This is a genomic window from Limosilactobacillus sp. DJ3M12 (assembly GCF_947381695.1).
GTDB lineage: Bacteria > Bacillota > Bacilli > Lactobacillales > Lactobacillaceae > Limosilactobacillus > Limosilactobacillus kinnaridis.
The window spans coordinates 1-16,889 of record NZ_CANCWY010000001.1; the positions used below are offsets into that span (position 1 = coordinate 1).

A 16,889-nucleotide genomic window follows, 5' to 3' on the forward strand; every position below is an offset into this window, starting at 1 on the left:
TAGCCAGATTAGCCAGCCGATTGGACAGTTGCGTAAGGCAATTCAGAACGCCATCCAGTTAAAATCACGAGTGTATCGTGTATTTGAAAATGGACAATTACCGTTAAGCAACAATTCAGTTGAGCAAAGTATTCAGCCATCAACACTAATTCGAAAGAATTGTCTATTCGCAAAAACCGAAGAAGGTGCCAAGGCGAACGCCGTCTACTATAGCTTAGTAGAGACAGCTAAACTAAACCAGCTTAACGTCCAGCGGTACTTAGAATACTTGTTTGATCACCTACCAGAGAGCAATTGTCAAGATCTGGCAGCTTTTTTGCCGTGGTCAAAAAACGTACAAGAAGAATGTCGCGAATAGAAAATCCCCGTGAAGCCATCAAGGACGGTTCTACGGGGATTTTTTGTCTGTCAATAACGTGTCAATATGGACTGCTTACGGACTAATTCTGTTTTAGCTTCGGATATCGGTAAGCAGTCCGTATCCACACGTCTAGCCATCAAAAACTTAGTCTCCTATACTAAAAGCAATCTTAGTATAGGAGTTTTTTCTGTGGAAGGAAAAAACAATATTGTAGTACCAATTTTTAAGACCAAGAATTCACTAATTAATAAGGAAGAATTTATTCCTCGGCCAGCTGCAAAACTACAAGTTGAGAACTTAACGATCTTTAAAAGGGCTAATCCCAGTCTTGCAGCCGATATAGCTAAACGTAGCTATTCGTTATGTCCATTAAATGGCATGTACCGGAGCATGTTTACTTATTGCAGAACAAAATGAAATTATCACTCCTGTTTTCAAAAATAAACTAAGTACTTTTAATAAGCAGTCTTCAACTATTGCTGATATCTTTGACCGATGTAATGACAATTCCTTAGTCATGGATACAATTAAGCAGACCCTGGTAAAAAGTCGCAAGCTCAACCATTACTCTGTAGTGATCGTGACTTCCAATATACTTGTCTACTTTATGGCTAACATGGGCATCTCTAGAGGTGATCGTTGCCTGGATAATACCCCCGATGGAACATTATAAAGGTGAAACATCCTATGGCGAAAGTTTTAATACCTTTGAAGCATTGAAGGCCTCAATCGATCAATATATCTATTTCTAGAACCACAAACGTTATCAAGAAAAATTAGGCAGCTTAACACCGGTACAATACCGGCATCAAGCTGCCTAAGAAACTTTGTATAATTTATTGTCTACTTGACAGGGTCCAGTTCACGCTGTTGATATTAATTTATTTCCACTTCATTACACACACTGGTTCTGGACAACTAACATCTTTTTGAAGGAGAGTTAACTTACCAGTTGATGGGTTTCGTTTATAAAGAGTAAGGTTATCAGAGTTCTGATTTGAAGCTAAAAGATAATTTTCATCTTGATTTAGATTGAAATCACGTGGGAAATCTCCTTCAGTTGAAATTGATTGAATATGTTTAACGGTAAAATCTGGTTGAACTTCAAAGACGGCAATAGTGTTTTCACCACGATTTGATGTATAGACAAATTTCCCATCATTTGAAATCCGGATAGCAGCTGCTCCATTGTGAGCTGTCCAGTCTTCAGGAATTGTTTTGAGCGTTTGAAGGTGCTTAAATGATGCATCCTTACTATTATACTTGAGTACTTCTAGTTTACTGCTTAGTTCACCCAAAAGATAAGCATAATTGCCATTTGGATGGAAAACTATATGACGGGTACCAAAGCCATCTTCACACTTATAGCGAGAAACAGCAGTTAATTTACCATCATCAGAGACATCGTAAACCACAACAAGATCCATTCCTAAGTCACATACAACTAGACGATTATCAGGAGTTAGATCGGCATAATGAACATGTGGAGCCTCTTGCTCAGGTTCAGGACCAGTTGCTCCTTCATGAAGGACAGAATCAGTTTGTGTCAACGTTCCATCTTCGTTGATCTTAAAAACATCTATTTTTGCTGTATGATAATTAGCACTGAATAATAAATGCCGTTTGTTATCAACACCTACATATGCAGGAGGAGCACCGGCAGCTAAGATATCGCTTAGCATCTTAGCGTTATCGTCATTTAATGAGTAAGAAGCAACGCCCCCCTTGTCATCTACTTGTTTGATTGCGTAAATACGACCATCTTGACCAACTTGTAAGTAAGCTGGTTTTTGAGATGGAATTGCTAATTCAACGTTCGTTATTTTTTCTTGGTCAGTATCGAGGGTAACTTTGTAGATCCCTTTACTTGTTTTTTTAGTATAAGTTCCAATTAGAAATTGTTCAATCAAGGCAATTTCCTCCTTTTTGAAAATGCTTACCTATATAATAGCAATTTGCCCATCGTAATTCTAGCTGTGATACACTGTTATTAGTAATTTTTAGTTGTTAATGGAGGAGAAAAGTTGAAAAAAGTTGAACGTCAACGAGAAATGGTAAAAAATAATCTTGCCCTTTTTCAATGCCCTGTTTGTGAACAGCCGATGGAGAGAGTTGAAGGAAATAGTATTATTTGCGGAAATAACCACCGATTTGACTTTAATCGGCATGGTTATCTTTACTTTCTTAATGGAGCGGCTAATACTGAATATGATTGCTCAATGTTTGAATCTCGTCGTCAGCTATTAAATGCAGGACTATTTAAGCCAATTATTGAAAATATCAGTAAATTCTTACCTTCAAAATCTTTAAGGATCTTAGATGTAGGAACTGGGGAAGGAACACCATTATTACAATTAGAAACAATCCGTGCTAACTGTAATGATACGATGATTGGCTTTGATATTTCGAAACCAGGGATAACGCTTGCTACTCAGTTACCGTTAAAGGCATTTTTTTGTGTAGCTGATTTACGTAAATTACCTTTTAATGATGAGAGTTTTGATTGTATATTAGAGTTGTTTTCTCCATCTGATTATCAAGAGTTTAAACGGGTTCTAACAAAAGATGGGACCCTTATTAAGGTAATTCCTAACGCTAACTACTTAGTCGAATTACGTCACCTCTTATATGAAACAGGAGAACGTAATTACCACTATGATAATTCACGAGTAATCGAGTTATTTAACCAGCATTATCCTCATAGTAAAGTTGAAACGGTAACCTACCAATTTAGAATTCCAGACGGTTTACAACAGGCAATGCTGGAAATGACGCCTTTACACTGGGGAGCAAACGCTAAAAGATTATCTAAAGAAGAATTAACCCAATTAAAAACAATTACGGTGGATGTCAGCTTATTAATTGCGAAAAAAGCTAATTAATTATTGCAACATTACTAAATTAGTGCTAAATTATTATAAGAAATCGTTTGATAATTGACATCGAATATAAGTGTTTCGTTGGTAATTATCAAGGAGTACTTCATTAAAGCAGCGTTTCGCCGTGCCCACACCGAGACCCTGCTTTTTTTATTTTATTAAGGAGATTTTATTATGACAAACCATATTGTCTTGTTTGAACCATTGTTTCCAGCAAATACAGGAAATATTGCACGAACTTGTGCGGGAACAAATACTGAATTACATTTAATTAAGCCATTAGGATTTTCAACTGATGATAAGCATATGAAACGGGCTGGATTAGACTACTGGGATAAAGTAAAGATCACGTATCATGAGGATTTACCTTCATTTATGAAGACTATTCCTGATATTAACCGTTTATATATTGTTTCTAAGTTTGCCACTCATGATTATAGTGATGTTGATTATACGGGTGAAGGTGATCATTATTTCCTATTTGGAAAAGAAACAACTGGCTTGCCCGAACGTTTTATGCAAAAATATCCAGAAAATGCTATCCGGATTCCACAAAATGATAATAATATTCGGGCCCTGAATTTATCGAATAGTGCAGCGATTGTTATTTATGAGGTATTGCGGCAACAGAGTTTTCCTAATTTAGCACGAGTTCATAAATATGAATTCGATAAATTAAAGTAACCTTAAGGAGGCAATAATGCGATGGCGAGAAGAAAAAAGGCATCATCCCGCCGGACAAGAGGGAAAAAACAACAGTATCGATTAATGGATAATCTATTAGGAATAATTGTTTGCCTCTTAATGTTAGTTGGCTTATTTAATTTAGGAGTATTAGGAACCTTTCTCGATAACTGTTTTAAGATTTTTGTAGGGTCATCCTTTCCGATTGCAATGATTATTGTTTTTCTTTATGGATTATGTTTTGCATTGTATGGGAATCGTCCGCATTTCAAAAAACGTTGGATTGCAGGAACTATTATTGCCTATATTGGTTTATTAATGTGGCTTCAGACAGTAATGTTTCAGCGTCTGAATCTTCATGCAAAGGTAATCGAAACTACTTGGAATAGTCTCAGTAAGGTCATTTTTAATGGTGATTCGACTGTTCTGGTTGGTGGAGGGATGATGGGTGCTTACCTATATAATGGAAGTAATATTTTAATTTCAGAAGTTGGAACAGCGGTATTGTCATGGTTGTTAATGATTATCGGAATTATTGTCTTTTTTGCATTACCGTGGCGCGAATTTCTAGTAAAATGTGGAATTGGTATTAAAAAATCTGGAGCAGCCATGGCTAATGCTCACGATCAATTAATGAAAAAGAGAACGGAGAGAGCGACCAAGCCAACTACGGTACCATCAATTAGCGTGCCCCTTGCTAAAGCATCAAGGCAGGTTAAAGACTTTTTTGCTGACCAAGAATCAGCTGAGCCAACTTCAACGCCGCCAGTTTCTCCAGCGATGCCTGCTCAAGATCCTGTTGAACCAACTATTAGGGTCGCAAGTGAAAGTCAGGTGGAAGAAACTCAGAGTGGGCGCAAGGATGACCAAGACTCGAATCAACATGATGATGCGGAAATTAAACTTGCAGGAATTGACGCTAAAGAAGACAATGATTATCAATTGCCACCAGTCAGCCTGCTAAGTCAAGTAAAAGCAACAGACCAGCAAGAAGATTTAAATAATATCAAAAAGAACACCAAAACACTTCAGCAAACCCTAAAATCTTTTGGTGTAGATGCAACAGTTGAAAATGTTAATTTAGGTCCTTCTGTTACCAAATATGAGTTACGTCCTGCAGTAGGGGTAAAGGTTAGTCGAATAACCCATTTGGCTGATGATTTAGCACTTGCACTTGCGGCTAAAGATATCCGGATTGAAGCGCCAATCCCAGGCAAATCATTAATTGGGATTGAAGTTCCGAACCAGCAAATTGCAACAGTTGGTTTTCGCGATATGGTCGAAAATGCTCCTAGTAATGATAATCCCATGGAAGTTCCGCTTGGTCGCAGTGTCACTGGGGATATCAAAATGGCTGATCTAACTAAGATGCCACACCTTCTTATCGCTGGGGCAACTGGTAGTGGTAAGTCTGTTGCAATCAATGTTATCATTACAAGCATTTTATTAAAGGCTAAACCGCATCAGGTAAAGATGTTAATGATTGACCCTAAAAAAGTCGAATTGAGTGTTTATAATGGTATTCCCCATCTACTCAGTCCGGTAGTTTCTGAACCCAAAAAAGCAGCTCGGGCATTAGGAAAAGTTGTTGCAGAAATGGAGCGTCGTTATGAATTGTTTGCAAAATTCGGTGTTCGTAACTTGGATGGATATAATAAGTTGGTCAAACAACAAAATGATGACCATCCTGATGAAGTTCAAGTTAACCTACCATTAATTTTAGTTATTGTTGATGAATTAGCCGACTTAATGATGACTGTTTCTCATGATGTTGAAGATGCAATTGTCCGGATTGCACAAATGGGGCGGGCTGCTGGTATTCATATGATTTTGGCAACTCAGCGTCCTTCTGTCGATGTTATTACAGGGCTTATTAAGGCTAACGTTCCTTCTCGAATTGCCTTTGCGGTTTCTAGTGGGGTTGATTCGCGAACTATTATCGATACTAATGGGGCAGAAAAGCTCCTTGGTCGAGGTGATATGTTATTTGAACCAATTGATCAAAATAAGCCAGTCCGGATTCAAGGTGCATTTATTTCTGATCATGATGTTGAATCAGTAGTAGACTTTATAAAAAACGAGCGAGCAGCTGAGTATGACGATAATATGGTTGTAACTGACAGTGAAATTGAGCAAGAAGAGCAAGCTGAAGAGGAAGATGAATTATTCCCCGAAGCATTAGATTTTGTGGTTGATCAACAAAAAGCATCAACTTCGCTAATTCAGCGGCGATTTAGAATTGGTTATAATCGTGCAGCAAGAATTATTGATGATATGGAACAGCGCGGTTTTATCGGACCAGCTAATGGCTCAAAACCACGGGAAGTTTATAAGCAAAAAAGTGAGGAATAAAAAAGACCGGAGAAATTTTTCTCCGATCTTTTTTTATTCCGATTACATGGATGTTTAATAGGCTAAATTAAGTTTAAGGATGCAACTGCTCCAAAGATTAAAGAACCAAGCATTGCAATTAACATGAGCCAAATAGCAACCATGGTAATTTTTTGGAAACGAGTTTTCTTTTTTCGCTGCATTATTAACCATCCTTCCATTTTTATCGATAATAGTAGTGTAACGCATCTTTAATGCCTTTTTCAAATCTAGTTTTAGATTATGTTAAACTTAAATTACTTATTTAAAAAGAAGGGGACTGAAAAGGTTGATGGTTAGTATTCAAGTTATAATTTTAGAGATTATTTTATTATTAGTGATTGGGATAGTAGAACGATTATTAGTACGAATATTTCATCATCCTAAAAAAATAAAGCATTTATGGTGGGGATGGACAATTATTTTATGGATTCTGATAATCTTTAATATTGGATTCTATTGGCCAGCTTATCCTATTGCCTTATGGATGATTCTAGCTCTGCTATTAATTGCTTTACAAATTATTCACAATCATGAATTCATTTATCGCCGTTACTGGCCAGTATTTTGGCGGTATTCGGCATATTATGCTTTAATTATATATATTGGTAGCTTAATTATTTCACCATGGTTACCGTTGATATAAAAATATTGAGTGAGTTGGAAAATTAATTTTCTGCTCACTTTTTTTGTCTATTACTTTTTGGTAAAATTCACAAAATTACGTGGTGAGAAGTGGGGGATTGTGGTAGACTTGACCTATAATGTGGTAAAGGAGGACATTAGTCGTGTTAATGGGAGAATTTACACACACTATTGATTCCAAAGGCCGACTAATTATTCCTGCCAAATTTCGAGAACAATTGGGGGCACACTTCATTGTTACTCGGGGGTTAGATGGATGTTTGTTTGGATATCCATTAAATGAATGGGTGATTTTAGAACAAAAGCTAAAGGCGCTCCCATTAACAAAGCGTGATGCACGTGCATTTGTACGTTTTTTATATTCCGCTGCGACAGATTGCGAAATTGATAAACAAGGACGGATTAATATTCCGATAACATTACGAACTCATGCTTCACTTGAAAAGAAATGTGTAATCGTTGGTGTGTCTAATCGCTTAGAAATCTGGAGCGCTGAACGGTGGAATAAATTTACAAGCGAAACAGCTGATAATTTTGATGAGATTGCTGAAGATCTTAATATTGATTTTTAATGGAGGTTTTAGTTGATGGCAGAATTTAAACATGTAACGGTACTTTTAAAGGAGGCCGTAGCAGGATTAAATGTGCAACCAACAGGTACCTACGTTGATGCAACATTAGGTGGTGGTGGTCATACGCAAGCTATTTTACAACAGCTCGTCGATGGCCACCTATATTCATTTGATCAAGATCAGACGGCAATTAATTACAATAAAGAACAGTTAAAAACAGCAATAGAGCAACAAAAATTAACATTAATTGAAGATAATTTCCGCAACTTAAAAGCGGAATTGGATAGCTATAATGTAAAACATGTTAATGGAATTTTATATGATTTAGGTGTTTCATCTCCACAGTTCGATGATGCTAAAAGAGGTTTTAGCTATCAGCATGACGCCCCCTTAGACATGCGGATGAATCAGGAACAAAAATTGTCGGCAATGGAAGTTGTTAACGAATGGTCATATGAACGGCTCGTTAAGATTCTTTACCGATATGGAGAAGAAAAATTTGCCAAGTCAATTGCTAGAAAGATTGAACAACGCCGAAAGATAGCACCAATAAAGACGACATTTGAATTAGTTGATGTGATTAAAGAGGGAATTCCAGCAGCAGCTCGCCGTCATGGTGGTCATCCAGCGAAAAAGAGTTTTCAAGCTATTCGGATAGCAGTTAACGACGAATTAGGTGCTTTAGAGGAATCGTTAGAGCAAGCATTAGACTTGTTGGATGTTGGGGGACGAATAAGTGTTATTACCTTCCAATCCCTAGAAGATCGGTTAGTAAAGACAATGTTTCGTGAAAAGACTTCATTAAGTGGGGATGTACCGCAGGGATTACCAGTAATACCAGCGGGAATGGAACCAAACTTCAAATTAATTAATAAAAAGCCGATTGTAGCTAGTGAGGAAGAATTAGCGGCAAATCATCGTGCGCATAGTGCCAAGTTGAGGATAATCGAGAAAATTAGAGAAGGAAAGTGACAGAATTATGGTTTCAAATGCGGCAAGGCAACTGGCGGGAGAGCAACAACCGCAGCAAGCGCCAAGAAAAAAGACTTATCAACAACTAAAAATTTCTCCAAGTCCGGTTAGATGGTCAAAATTTGAAAGATCTTTAGTAGCAGTAGGTAGCTTAATTACGCTATGCTTAATGATTAGCTTACTTTCTACAAAAATTAGTATTAATAATCAGCAACGGCGCTTACAGGATACCCAAACTCAAATTACTAAGGCAAAAAGTAGTAATACAAGTTTGCAGCAAGAAATCGCTGAATTGACGACTCAATCGCATTTGAAATCAGCAGCACATAAATATGGATTATCAGATAAAAATTCAAATGTAAGGAACGTTAATAAATAATGAATAAGAAGCCACAACGAACGAAAAATAGGGGACATAGAGAAAACCGAGGGACCTTTGGCAAATGGCTCTTTCTAATCACGGTTGGATTGTTTACCTTATTTATCGTTCGTTTTGCGTATATCGCAATAAATAAGGATGTTCAACATGTTAACTTACGGTCACAAGCGGAACAAATTTATACCCAGCAGCGAATTATTCAAGCGCGACGGGGTGATATTTATGATTCAGAAGGGAATCCCTTGGCAACTGATACAAGTAAATATACCCTCTATGCGGTTTTGGATCGAACCCAAAAGTCTTCTGATGGTAAACCGTTATATGTAAAAGATCGAAAAAAAACTGCCAAGGTATTATCACAGTATATTGACCTGACCCCAAAGCAAATTGAAAAGATTCTTAAACCAAAAGGGCAAGCCTACCAAGTTGAATTTGGAAATGCTGGAAGCAACCTTTCTGTTTCAACAATGCAGAAGATCAAGAGCCGGCACTTGCCAGGAATTAATTTTATTGCGACTCCAGCACGTCAATATCCAGAAGGCGAATTTGCTTCTCAAATAATTGGGATGGCAACTCCTAAAGTTAAAAATGATAATGGAACTGAAGAGACCAACTTAGTGGGACAATTGGGCTTAGAAGGCTACTTTAATAAACAACTGACAGGAATAAACGGGTTGAGAAAAGATAAACAGGACGTCTATGGATACCAAATTGCTAATTCTAAGCAGGTAACTAAAAAAGCCATCAATGGAGATAATATCTACACTACCCTTGATTCACAAACCCAACATTTTCTCGAAAATAAAGTTAATAAAGTTTATAAAAGTTCTAACGCCAATGCAATGACTGCAGTTGTAATGGAAGCTAAAACAGGTAAAATTATTGCCGCTACGCAACGGCCAACTCTTCATGCAGAAAATAATCCTGTTTGGCGGAATATGTTAGTTCAAGATGCTTATGAACCAGGTTCGGTAATGAAAATTTTGTCATTAGCTGCTGCTATTGATACCGGACATTTTAATCCTAATGCGACCTTTAATTCGGGAACATGGGCTATGGGTGGCGGAAAAATCACTGATTGGTCAAGTTCTGGTTGGGGAACAATTTCCTATAAAGATGCTTTTGATATGTCTAGTAATGTTGGGTTTGCTCATGTAGAGCAGGACATGGGAGCAGAGACATGGATGAAGTACATTAAACGATTTGGCCTGTTAAAAAAAGTTAATGTTATTGGAATGAGTAACGAGGTTAATGGTTATACTTCATTCAAAGGGATTCTTGCTCAGGCAAATACCGCTTTTGGACAGGGAATTACTGTAAATGTCATGCAGATGATGCAAGCGTTCAGTGCTATTGGCAATAATGGTAAAATGATGAAGCCTTACATTGTTAGCAAAGTTATAGATGGTAATAGCGGAAAGACGATTCAAAAGGTTAAGCCTAAAGTTGTTGGACACCCAATAAAAGCATCGACAGCGAAAAGGGTCCTTGGTTACATGAAAGGCGTTGTTTATGATCAAAAGGGCCTTGGCCATGATTACCAAATTAAGGGTTATCGAATTGCTGGAAAGACCGCAACTGCACAAATTGGTGGTGCTCATGGTTATTCAACTGGTGATACAAACTACCTTTACTCCTTTGCAGGGATGGCACCAGCTAAAAATCCAAAGTATATTATGTATGTCACCCTTCGCCAACCGCAAAACCTTAAAAAAACAGCAACCAAACAAATTGCCAGCGTCTTTAATCCGACAATGAAAATGTTGTTGAGCCAACAAAAAGTTGCAGAAAAGGTCAAGAAAAAGGTTATTACAATGCCTAATGTTGTTGGTCAAGCAAGCGATGAAGCTAATAAAGAATTATCAGGTAAAGGAATGCAGGTAATTGTTGTAGGTTCTGGCAAGAAAGTTAAACAACAATCAGCAGTTCCAGACGAACAAGTGTTAACAGATCAACATGTTATTCTTGATACTGGTGGCGAGTATAAAATGCCAGATATTTCTGGATGGAGTTCTGCGGATGTTCAACAATTAGCTAAGGTCCTTAAGCTAAAAGTAAAAGAAAATGGAAACGGCTATGTTACTCAGCAAAGTATTTTACCTGATACAACTATTAAGCGTGGAACAACTTTAACCGTTCAATATGAAGCTAAAAACTAGCAGAGAAACTAATTGGAGGTAAATATGAATTTCTTAAGTGCAGTTTTGACTATTCTTAGTTCATTCTTAATTACGTTTTTATTGATGCCCTCGTTAATTAAATATTTTCGGGCTAAAAAAGAAGGTCAGCAAATTCGTAAGGAAGGCCCTACCTGGCATGCTAAAAAGGCTGGGACGCCAACAATGGGAGGATTATTGTTCATCTTCTCTGCAGTAGTAACAATTTTATGGGTTGCTGCTTGGCAAGGGTTAATTACGAATACGCTGTGGGCACTCCTCTTTGTCCTGGTTGTTTATGGCCTGATTGGGATGTGGGATGATAGTATTAAAATCTTCCACCATCAAAATGAAGGATTTAAACCATGGCAAAAGGCGCTATGTCAGGTATTAGCAGCAATGGTCTTTACAGTTATTTACCAACATGAAGGTTTTCAAATGGGCTTTGGAACAACTCAAATTGGTTGGCTTTACGGTTTGTTTATTATTTTTTGGATCGTCGGCTTTTCAAATGCTGTTAATTTAACCGATGGACTTGATGGCTTGGTAAGTGGTCTTTCCATTATTTCTTTTGCGGCTTATCTAATCATTGCTTTAGTAAATCTCAATCAACCAGGTTATCCTGAAATTGCTCTTTTCTGTTTAGCAATGATCGGAACTTTACTAGGTTTCTTCCCTTATAATCATAAGCCCGCTAAGATTTTCATGGGTGATATGGGATCTTTAGCAATTGGGGCATCCTTAGCCGCTGTTTCATTGTTATTACATCATGAATGGTCCTTATTAGTAATTGGAATTGTTTATGTTTGTGAAACTGCTAGTGTCATTCTTCAAGTGGCTTCATTCAAAACAACCGGTAAACGAATTTTTAAGATGACCCCAATCCACCACCATTTTGAAATGAGCGGATGGAGTGAATGGAAAATTGATATTGTGTTTTGGCTTGTAGGGTTAGTTGCTGCAATTATTGCCGCTACAACAATCTTATTAGTAGGTTAGGAGTAAAGAGAAATGAAAAAAATTGATGAATATCAAGGTAAAAAAGTTCTTGTAATGGGTTTCGGAATTAGTGGCATTAATGCGGCTCACTTATTGGTAAAACTTGGTGCCAATGTTACCGCTAATGATAAAGCAACTCCTAAAAATAATGATATTGTTGATGATTTAAAAGCTGATGGAATCAAGGTAATTACTGGTGATAATCCCATTTCATTAGCTAATGAAGGTTTCGATGTTGTAGTAAAAAATCCTGGAATTCCTTATGATAATCCATTAGTGGCTGCATTCGTTAAGCAGGGGACACCTATTATTACGGAAGCAGAACTAGGATGGCAAATTTTTGATGGTCACCTTGTAAGTGTAACTGGAAGTAATGGGAAGACTACCACAACGACTTTAACTCAACTAATGATTGCTGAAAATGCAAAATATCAAGTGAAATATGCAGGTAATATTGGAATTTCCTTTAGTAAAATTGCTGAGGATTTAGGGCCAGACGATACATTGGTCACGGAATTATCTAGTTTCCAATTATTAGGAGCACCAACAATTCATCCGCATATTGCAATTATTACTAACATTTTTTCTAATCATTTAGACTATCATAAGACACGAGAAAACTATATTAATGCAAAGCTTAATATTACCCGGAACCAAACCAAGGATGATTTCTTAGTTATTAACTGGGATCGTGATGAATGGCAAAAGATTGCTCAGCGTAGTCAAGCTACCATTGTGCCATTTTCTCGTCTCAATAAGAGTCATGAAGGATCTTATGTAGAAGATGGAATGATTTACTGGCGTGGACAAGAGGTTATGTCAACCAAAGATATTCGATTGATCGGTCCCCAAAATGTAGAAAATGCATTGGCAGCAATTGCAGCGGCAAAATTAAGCGGTGTTACAAATGATGCAATAAAGAAAGTTTTAACAACATTTAGTGGAGTCCGTCACCGCTTACAATATGTGATGGAATACCAAGAACGGCTTTTCTACAATGATTCAAAATCAACTGATATTGAAGCTACTGAAGTTGCCTTGCAAGGCTTTGATCGTCCAGTAGTTCTTTTGGCGGGTGGCCTTGATCGTGGTTATACCTTTGAACGGTTGGTTCCTTACTTTAAGAAGCATGTCAAGGCAATGATTGTTTTTGGTGAATGTAAAGATAAAATGAAGGATGCGGGGAATCAAGCTGGAGTTCCAGTAATTGAAAGTGAAAATGCAATTACTGCGGTACCAGAAGCATGGAAGCTGAGTGAACCAGGAGATGTCATTCTCCTCTCGCCTGCTAATGCTAGTTGGGACCAATTCCCGAGCTTTGAAGTTCGTGGTGATAAATTTATTGAAGCAGTTGAAAAATTAACAGGAAAGAAGGAACAATAAGATGCGGTTATTGGTATCAGGTGGTGGAACTGGTGGTCATATTTACCCAGCATTAGCATTAATCGAACGCTTAAAGCAGGTTGATCCAGATACTGAAGTGTTATATGTTGGAACAACCCGTGGCCTTGAAAATAAAATTGTACCGGATGCCGGAATTGAGCTTGAAACAATGCATATGCAGGGCTTTAAGCGTTCTCTTTCTCTTGAAAATTTTAAGACAATCTATCTTTTCTTAAGTTCTGTTCATCATGCTAAAAAAATTATTAATGAGTTTAAGCCTGACGTTGTTTTAGGTACAGGTGGATATGTAAGTGGAGCCGTCCTATATGCTGCCGCAAAGAAACATATCCCAACCGTAATTCATGAACAAAATAGTGTTGTTGGTGTAACAAACAAGTTTTTAAGTCGGTATGTTGATCAAATTGCAATTGCATTTGAAGCTGCACGCAGTCAGTTCCCTGCTGATAAAGTTACAATGGCAGGTAATCCTCGTGCTCAACAGGTAGCTGCTAAAAAAGATAGTGACTTTTCATGGACAAGTTATGACTTGAAAGATGATATTCCAACCTTAATGATTTTTGGGGGAAGTCAAGGAGCACCAAAAATTAATAAAACAGTTGTCGACGCTATTCCAGAATTCAATAAGCGTCCTTATCAGGTTATCTTTGCAACCGGTCAAAAACGGTATGATGATGTAAAAAAGCAACTTGCAGAAAATAATATTAGACCAGCTGATAATGTTAAAGTCGTTCCTTACATTAAAGACATGCCGGCTAAGATGCCTCGAGTGGCAGCTTTAGTATCGCGCGCAGGAGCAACCACTATTGCTGAGGTAACGGCACTCGGAGTTCCTACAATCTTAATTCCTAGTCCGTATGTTACCGCTAACCATCAAGTAAAGAATGCTCAAGCTTTAGTTAAGAATAACGCTGGCTTGATGATTACTGAAGATAAGTTAGATGCCCGGGCATTATTGACTCAAGCAGATAAGATTATGGAAGATGAAGAAGTGCGTAAAGAGATGGCGCATGCTGCTGAAAAGATGGGTCGGCCAGATGCCGCTGATAGACTAATTAAGATCTTACATAAGGCAATTGATGAACACGAAAAATAAAGTATAGCCTAGGAAGGAGGAGGAGAGATGTTGGATGATAGATCTGCGATTGAGCATCATAAATATTCACAGCGGTTAACTGAATTAGAAAGGCGAAGTGCTGCTGCCCAACAGCGACAACAGAAAAAGAAGCCTCCAAAAATGCATGTTGGTAATAAGATTCGCGGGATTAAGATTAAGCGTTATGTTTCTAACGGCGAGCGAGTCTTAAAATTAGTTGTATTGTTCAGTGCTATTCTCCTCTTTATGCTTTATATTATTTCTCCCTTAAGCAAAATTACCACGCTTCATGTAACGGGTAATCATGACTTAACAAAAGAGCAAGTAGAAAAAAATGCAAATATTTATCCAGGACGGTTTATTTGGGGCGTTTATCTTGCTCGTCATCAACTCACTAAACAAGCTATTCGCAAAAATCCTCAAATAAAAGATTTAAGGATCAAGGTAACCGGTCCTCAGTCTCTGCAAATATCTGTAAAAGAAAATGCGCTTTTAGGAACAGCGGTGATGAATAATGATACATACGCTGTTTTAGCTGACGGCCAATTACAGCGAACAAAAAATGCTGATAATGGTATTGCTTATAAACGTTTTGATGGTCATAAAAAAGTTCTTGCTACAACGGCCGCTCAGTTAGGAAAGCTGAAACTGGCAATAAGAAATGGTATTTCAAGTGTGAGTTATCAACCCACTAAAGAGTATCCAGATCGCGTTATTATTTATATGCGTGATGGTAATACAGTTTATGGCGACTTAAATACTATCGGGGATAAAATGGGATATTACCCTGCAATTGCAGCAAGTATGAAAAATAAGGGAATTATAGATCTTCAAGTCGGAGCTTATTCTTATGACTATGGATCTAAGGATAAATGATTTTGTGAAAAACCTTGATAATTCCCTTTTTTGTCATTGTTTATCTGTGGTAAAATTCTTATATAGGTTAAAAATACAATTAATTTAATTAATGATAGTCTTAGGAGGGTTCCTTTTAGAATGAATAATTCAGAAGTATACGTTGGATTAGATATTGGAACCACCTCGATCAAGGCACTGGTGTGTGAAAGTGTTAAGGGTCAGTTGAAAGTTATTGGTGTTGGTGTAGAACGATCGGCAGGATTAAACCGAGGAGTTATTGTCGACATTGATAAAACCGCCCAGGCAATTTCGGCGGCGGTAGCACAGGCCGAGGAAAAGTCCAACGTAGAGATTCAAAGTGTTGTAGTTGGCTTACCGGCAAATTACTTACAAATGCAACGAGTACACGGTATGATTACGATTGCAACAAGAGGACAATCAAGAGAGATTGTTAACCAAGACGTAATTGACGTTGCTCGTGAAGCGTTGACGCAAAGTATTCCCCCCGAGCGGGAAATAATTGATTTAATTCCAACAGAATTTACTGTTGATGGCTTTTCTGGTATTAAGGACCCCCGTGGAATGGTTGGTGTCCGTTTAGAAATGAAGGCCACCTTGTATACAGGACCTAAGACCATTATTCATAATACAAAAAAGGCAGTTCAACAGGCAGGTTATGACATTAAAGATTTTGTTATTACGCCGATCGCAACAGACTTTAACCTCCTTAATGACGGAGAGCAAGATTTTGGTACTGTTGTTATTGATTTAGGTGGTGGTCAAACAACGACCAGTATTATTCATGATCATCAATTAAAGTATACTTATGTTGATCCTGAGGGTGGGAAATACATTACTAAAGATATTTCTACGGTCATGAATACATCATTAAAAAACGCTGAACAACTTAAGCTAAATCATGGATATGCTATGGCATCCTTAGCCGATGAAGATGTTCAAGTTGACGTTGATGTTGTTGGTCAAAATGATCCTGTCCAATATTCAGAGCAGTATTTATCAGAAATAATTGAAGCACGAGTAAGGCAAATTTTTGATCGTATTCAGGATAAACTTAAGGCTATTCATGCCCCTGAATTACCGGGAGGAGTAGTCTTGATTGGTGGAGTGGCTGCTCTACCAGGAGTTAAGGAACTTGCTGAACAGTACTTTACTGGTAATATTAAGGTGAATGTTCCAGAACAAATGGGCATTCGTCACCCTCGCTATGCGGTTAGTTTAGCTTTGGGGATGTATGAAAATCAGTTATCAGATATTGATCGATTAATTAAGCAAACTGTTCAACGAATTGATACGATTAAGAGTCCTCATGAAGAAAAAAGACAAGTTGTTAATCAGCCACGTCAACAATGGACTGAAAAATCTGATAAATTACAACGTTCACAGCGAGAAGCACAGCAGCAACCAGTTACTGAAGAGCCAGCGCCAAAGAAGAAAAAGCAAAATGGCCTAAGTAATCGGTTTAAAAACATTTTTAATAATTTATTTGACTAATTTGG

The 16,889-nt window shown here is 37.6% G+C and carries 16 protein-coding genes; 14 read left to right on the forward strand and 2 right to left on the reverse strand.

Features of this window, described 5'->3' with window-relative positions; genetic code table 11:
- Positions 1-358 (forward strand): IS66 family transposase (locus QOS06_RS00005; RefSeq protein ID WP_283595260.1); only part of this gene is annotated, 358 nt, incomplete at its 5' end.
- Positions 359-1,242: 884 nt separating this feature from the next.
- Here QOS06_RS00005 and QOS06_RS00010 read toward each other — a convergent pair.
- Positions 1,243-2,271, reverse strand: coding sequence for a lactonase family protein (locus QOS06_RS00010; RefSeq protein WP_003671822.1), 1,029 nt, complete (start codon positions 2,269-2,271; stop codon positions 1,243-1,245).
- A gap of 114 nt (positions 2,272-2,385) precedes the next feature.
- Between QOS06_RS00010 and QOS06_RS00015 the strand changes: the two genes are divergently transcribed.
- The 3 genes from QOS06_RS00015 (at position 2,386) to QOS06_RS00025 (ending at position 6,276) form a co-directional block, all read left to right on the forward strand.
- A complete protein-coding gene (locus tag QOS06_RS00015) occupies positions 2,386-3,243 on the forward strand; it encodes a methyltransferase domain-containing protein (RefSeq protein WP_003671820.1) in 858 nt (285 codons plus the stop codon).
- Positions 3,244-3,414: 171 nt separating this feature from the next.
- Positions 3,415-3,924 carry a tRNA (cytidine(34)-2'-O)-methyltransferase gene (locus QOS06_RS00020; protein ID WP_003671819.1) on the forward strand — a complete coding sequence of 170 codons (510 nt, stop codon included), beginning with the start codon at positions 3,415-3,417 and terminating at the stop codon, positions 3,922-3,924.
- A 21-nt stretch (positions 3,925-3,945) separates the two neighbouring features.
- Complete coding sequence (locus QOS06_RS00025) at positions 3,946-6,276, forward strand: DNA translocase FtsK (protein WP_283595261.1); 2,331 nt, start codon at positions 3,946-3,948, stop codon at positions 6,274-6,276.
- Positions 6,277-6,338: 62 nt separating this feature from the next.
- Here the strand turns inward: QOS06_RS00025 and QOS06_RS00030 are convergent, their stop codons facing one another.
- Positions 6,339-6,458 carry a DUF4044 domain-containing protein gene (locus QOS06_RS00030; protein ID WP_003666746.1) on the reverse strand — a complete coding sequence of 40 codons (120 nt, stop codon included), beginning with the start codon at positions 6,456-6,458 and terminating at the stop codon, positions 6,339-6,341.
- 128 nt (positions 6,459-6,586) lie between these two features.
- On the opposite strand from QOS06_RS00030, the gene QOS06_RS00035 reads away from it, so the two are divergent.
- The 10 genes from QOS06_RS00035 to ftsA all read left to right on the forward strand — a co-directional run bounded on the left by QOS06_RS00035 (position 6,587) and on the right by ftsA (position 16,884).
- Positions 6,587-6,940, forward strand: a complete 354-nt coding sequence (locus QOS06_RS00035; RefSeq protein ID WP_003671814.1) for a hypothetical protein — start codon at positions 6,587-6,589, stop codon at positions 6,938-6,940.
- 142 nt (positions 6,941-7,082) lie between these two features.
- Positions 7,083-7,511 (forward strand): division/cell wall cluster transcriptional repressor MraZ, encoded by a 429-nt coding sequence (gene mraZ, locus QOS06_RS00040; protein WP_283595262.1) that lies wholly within the window; start codon positions 7,083-7,085, stop codon positions 7,509-7,511.
- A 15-nt stretch (positions 7,512-7,526) separates the two neighbouring features.
- A complete protein-coding gene (rsmH, locus tag QOS06_RS00045; RefSeq protein WP_003671812.1) occupies positions 7,527-8,483 on the forward strand; it encodes a 16S rRNA (cytosine(1402)-N(4))-methyltransferase RsmH in 957 nt (318 codons plus the stop codon).
- 7 nt (positions 8,484-8,490) lie between these two features.
- Entirely contained in the window at positions 8,491-8,862 is a 372-nt protein-coding gene (gene ftsL, locus QOS06_RS00050) for a cell division protein FtsL (protein WP_003671810.1), read from the forward strand.
- The gene (locus QOS06_RS00055) at positions 8,862-11,021 is read left to right on the forward strand and encodes a penicillin-binding protein (RefSeq protein WP_283595263.1); all 2,160 of its coding nucleotides are present in this window, start codon (positions 8,862-8,864) and stop codon (positions 11,019-11,021) included. The genes ftsL and QOS06_RS00055 overlap by 1 nt, the downstream gene beginning before the upstream one ends.
- Positions 11,022-11,045: 24 nt before the next feature.
- The gene (gene mraY / locus QOS06_RS00060) at positions 11,046-12,017 is read left to right on the forward strand and encodes a phospho-N-acetylmuramoyl-pentapeptide-transferase (RefSeq protein WP_003671806.1); all 972 of its coding nucleotides are present in this window, start codon (positions 11,046-11,048) and stop codon (positions 12,015-12,017) included.
- Between the two features lie 12 nt (positions 12,018-12,029).
- On the forward strand, positions 12,030-13,400 hold the full coding sequence (gene murD / locus QOS06_RS00065; protein WP_283595264.1) for a UDP-N-acetylmuramoyl-L-alanine--D-glutamate ligase: 1,371 nt from the start codon (positions 12,030-12,032) through the stop codon (positions 13,398-13,400).
- 1 nt (position 13,401) lies between these two features.
- The gene (murG, locus tag QOS06_RS00070) at positions 13,402-14,514 is read left to right on the forward strand and encodes an undecaprenyldiphospho-muramoylpentapeptide beta-N-acetylglucosaminyltransferase (protein WP_003671802.1); all 1,113 of its coding nucleotides are present in this window, start codon (positions 13,402-13,404) and stop codon (positions 14,512-14,514) included.
- A 27-nt stretch (positions 14,515-14,541) separates the two neighbouring features.
- The gene (locus QOS06_RS00075) at positions 14,542-15,390 is read left to right on the forward strand and encodes a cell division protein FtsQ/DivIB (RefSeq protein ID WP_078009599.1); all 849 of its coding nucleotides are present in this window, start codon (positions 14,542-14,544) and stop codon (positions 15,388-15,390) included.
- 120 nt (positions 15,391-15,510) lie between these two features.
- Positions 15,511-16,884, forward strand: a complete 1,374-nt coding sequence (gene ftsA / locus QOS06_RS00080) for a cell division protein FtsA (protein ID WP_003671798.1) — start codon at positions 15,511-15,513, stop codon at positions 16,882-16,884.
- The last annotated feature ends 5 nt before the right edge of the window (positions 16,885-16,889 follow it).

Excerpts from the sequence above, each read along its gene's own strand:
- QOS06_RS00020 (WP_003671819.1), top strand. The coding sequence starts at position 3,415 with ATGACAAACCATATTGTCTTGTTTGAACCATTGTTTCCAGCAAATACA.
- QOS06_RS00025 (WP_283595261.1), top strand. The coding sequence starts at position 3,946 with ATGGCGAGAAGAAAAAAGGCATCATCCCGCCGGACAAGAGGGAAAAAA.
- QOS06_RS00030 (WP_003666746.1), bottom strand. The coding sequence starts at position 6,458 with ATGCAGCGAAAAAAGAAAACTCGTTTCCAAAAAATTACCATGGTTGCT.
- QOS06_RS00035 (WP_003671814.1), top strand. The coding sequence starts at position 6,587 with ATGGTTAGTATTCAAGTTATAATTTTAGAGATTATTTTATTATTAGTG.
- rsmH (WP_003671812.1), top strand. The coding sequence starts at position 7,527 with ATGGCAGAATTTAAACATGTAACGGTACTTTTAAAGGAGGCCGTAGCA.
- ftsL (WP_003671810.1), top strand. The coding sequence starts at position 8,491 with ATGGTTTCAAATGCGGCAAGGCAACTGGCGGGAGAGCAACAACCGCAG.
- QOS06_RS00055 (WP_283595263.1), top strand. The coding sequence starts at position 8,862 with ATGAATAAGAAGCCACAACGAACGAAAAATAGGGGACATAGAGAAAAC.
- mraY (WP_003671806.1), top strand. The coding sequence starts at position 11,046 with ATGAATTTCTTAAGTGCAGTTTTGACTATTCTTAGTTCATTCTTAATT.
- murD (WP_283595264.1), top strand. The coding sequence starts at position 12,030 with ATGAAAAAAATTGATGAATATCAAGGTAAAAAAGTTCTTGTAATGGGT.
- murG (WP_003671802.1), top strand. The coding sequence starts at position 13,402 with ATGCGGTTATTGGTATCAGGTGGTGGAACTGGTGGTCATATTTACCCA.
- QOS06_RS00075 (WP_078009599.1), top strand. The coding sequence starts at position 14,542 with ATGTTGGATGATAGATCTGCGATTGAGCATCATAAATATTCACAGCGG.
- ftsA (WP_003671798.1), top strand. The coding sequence starts at position 15,511 with ATGAATAATTCAGAAGTATACGTTGGATTAGATATTGGAACCACCTCG.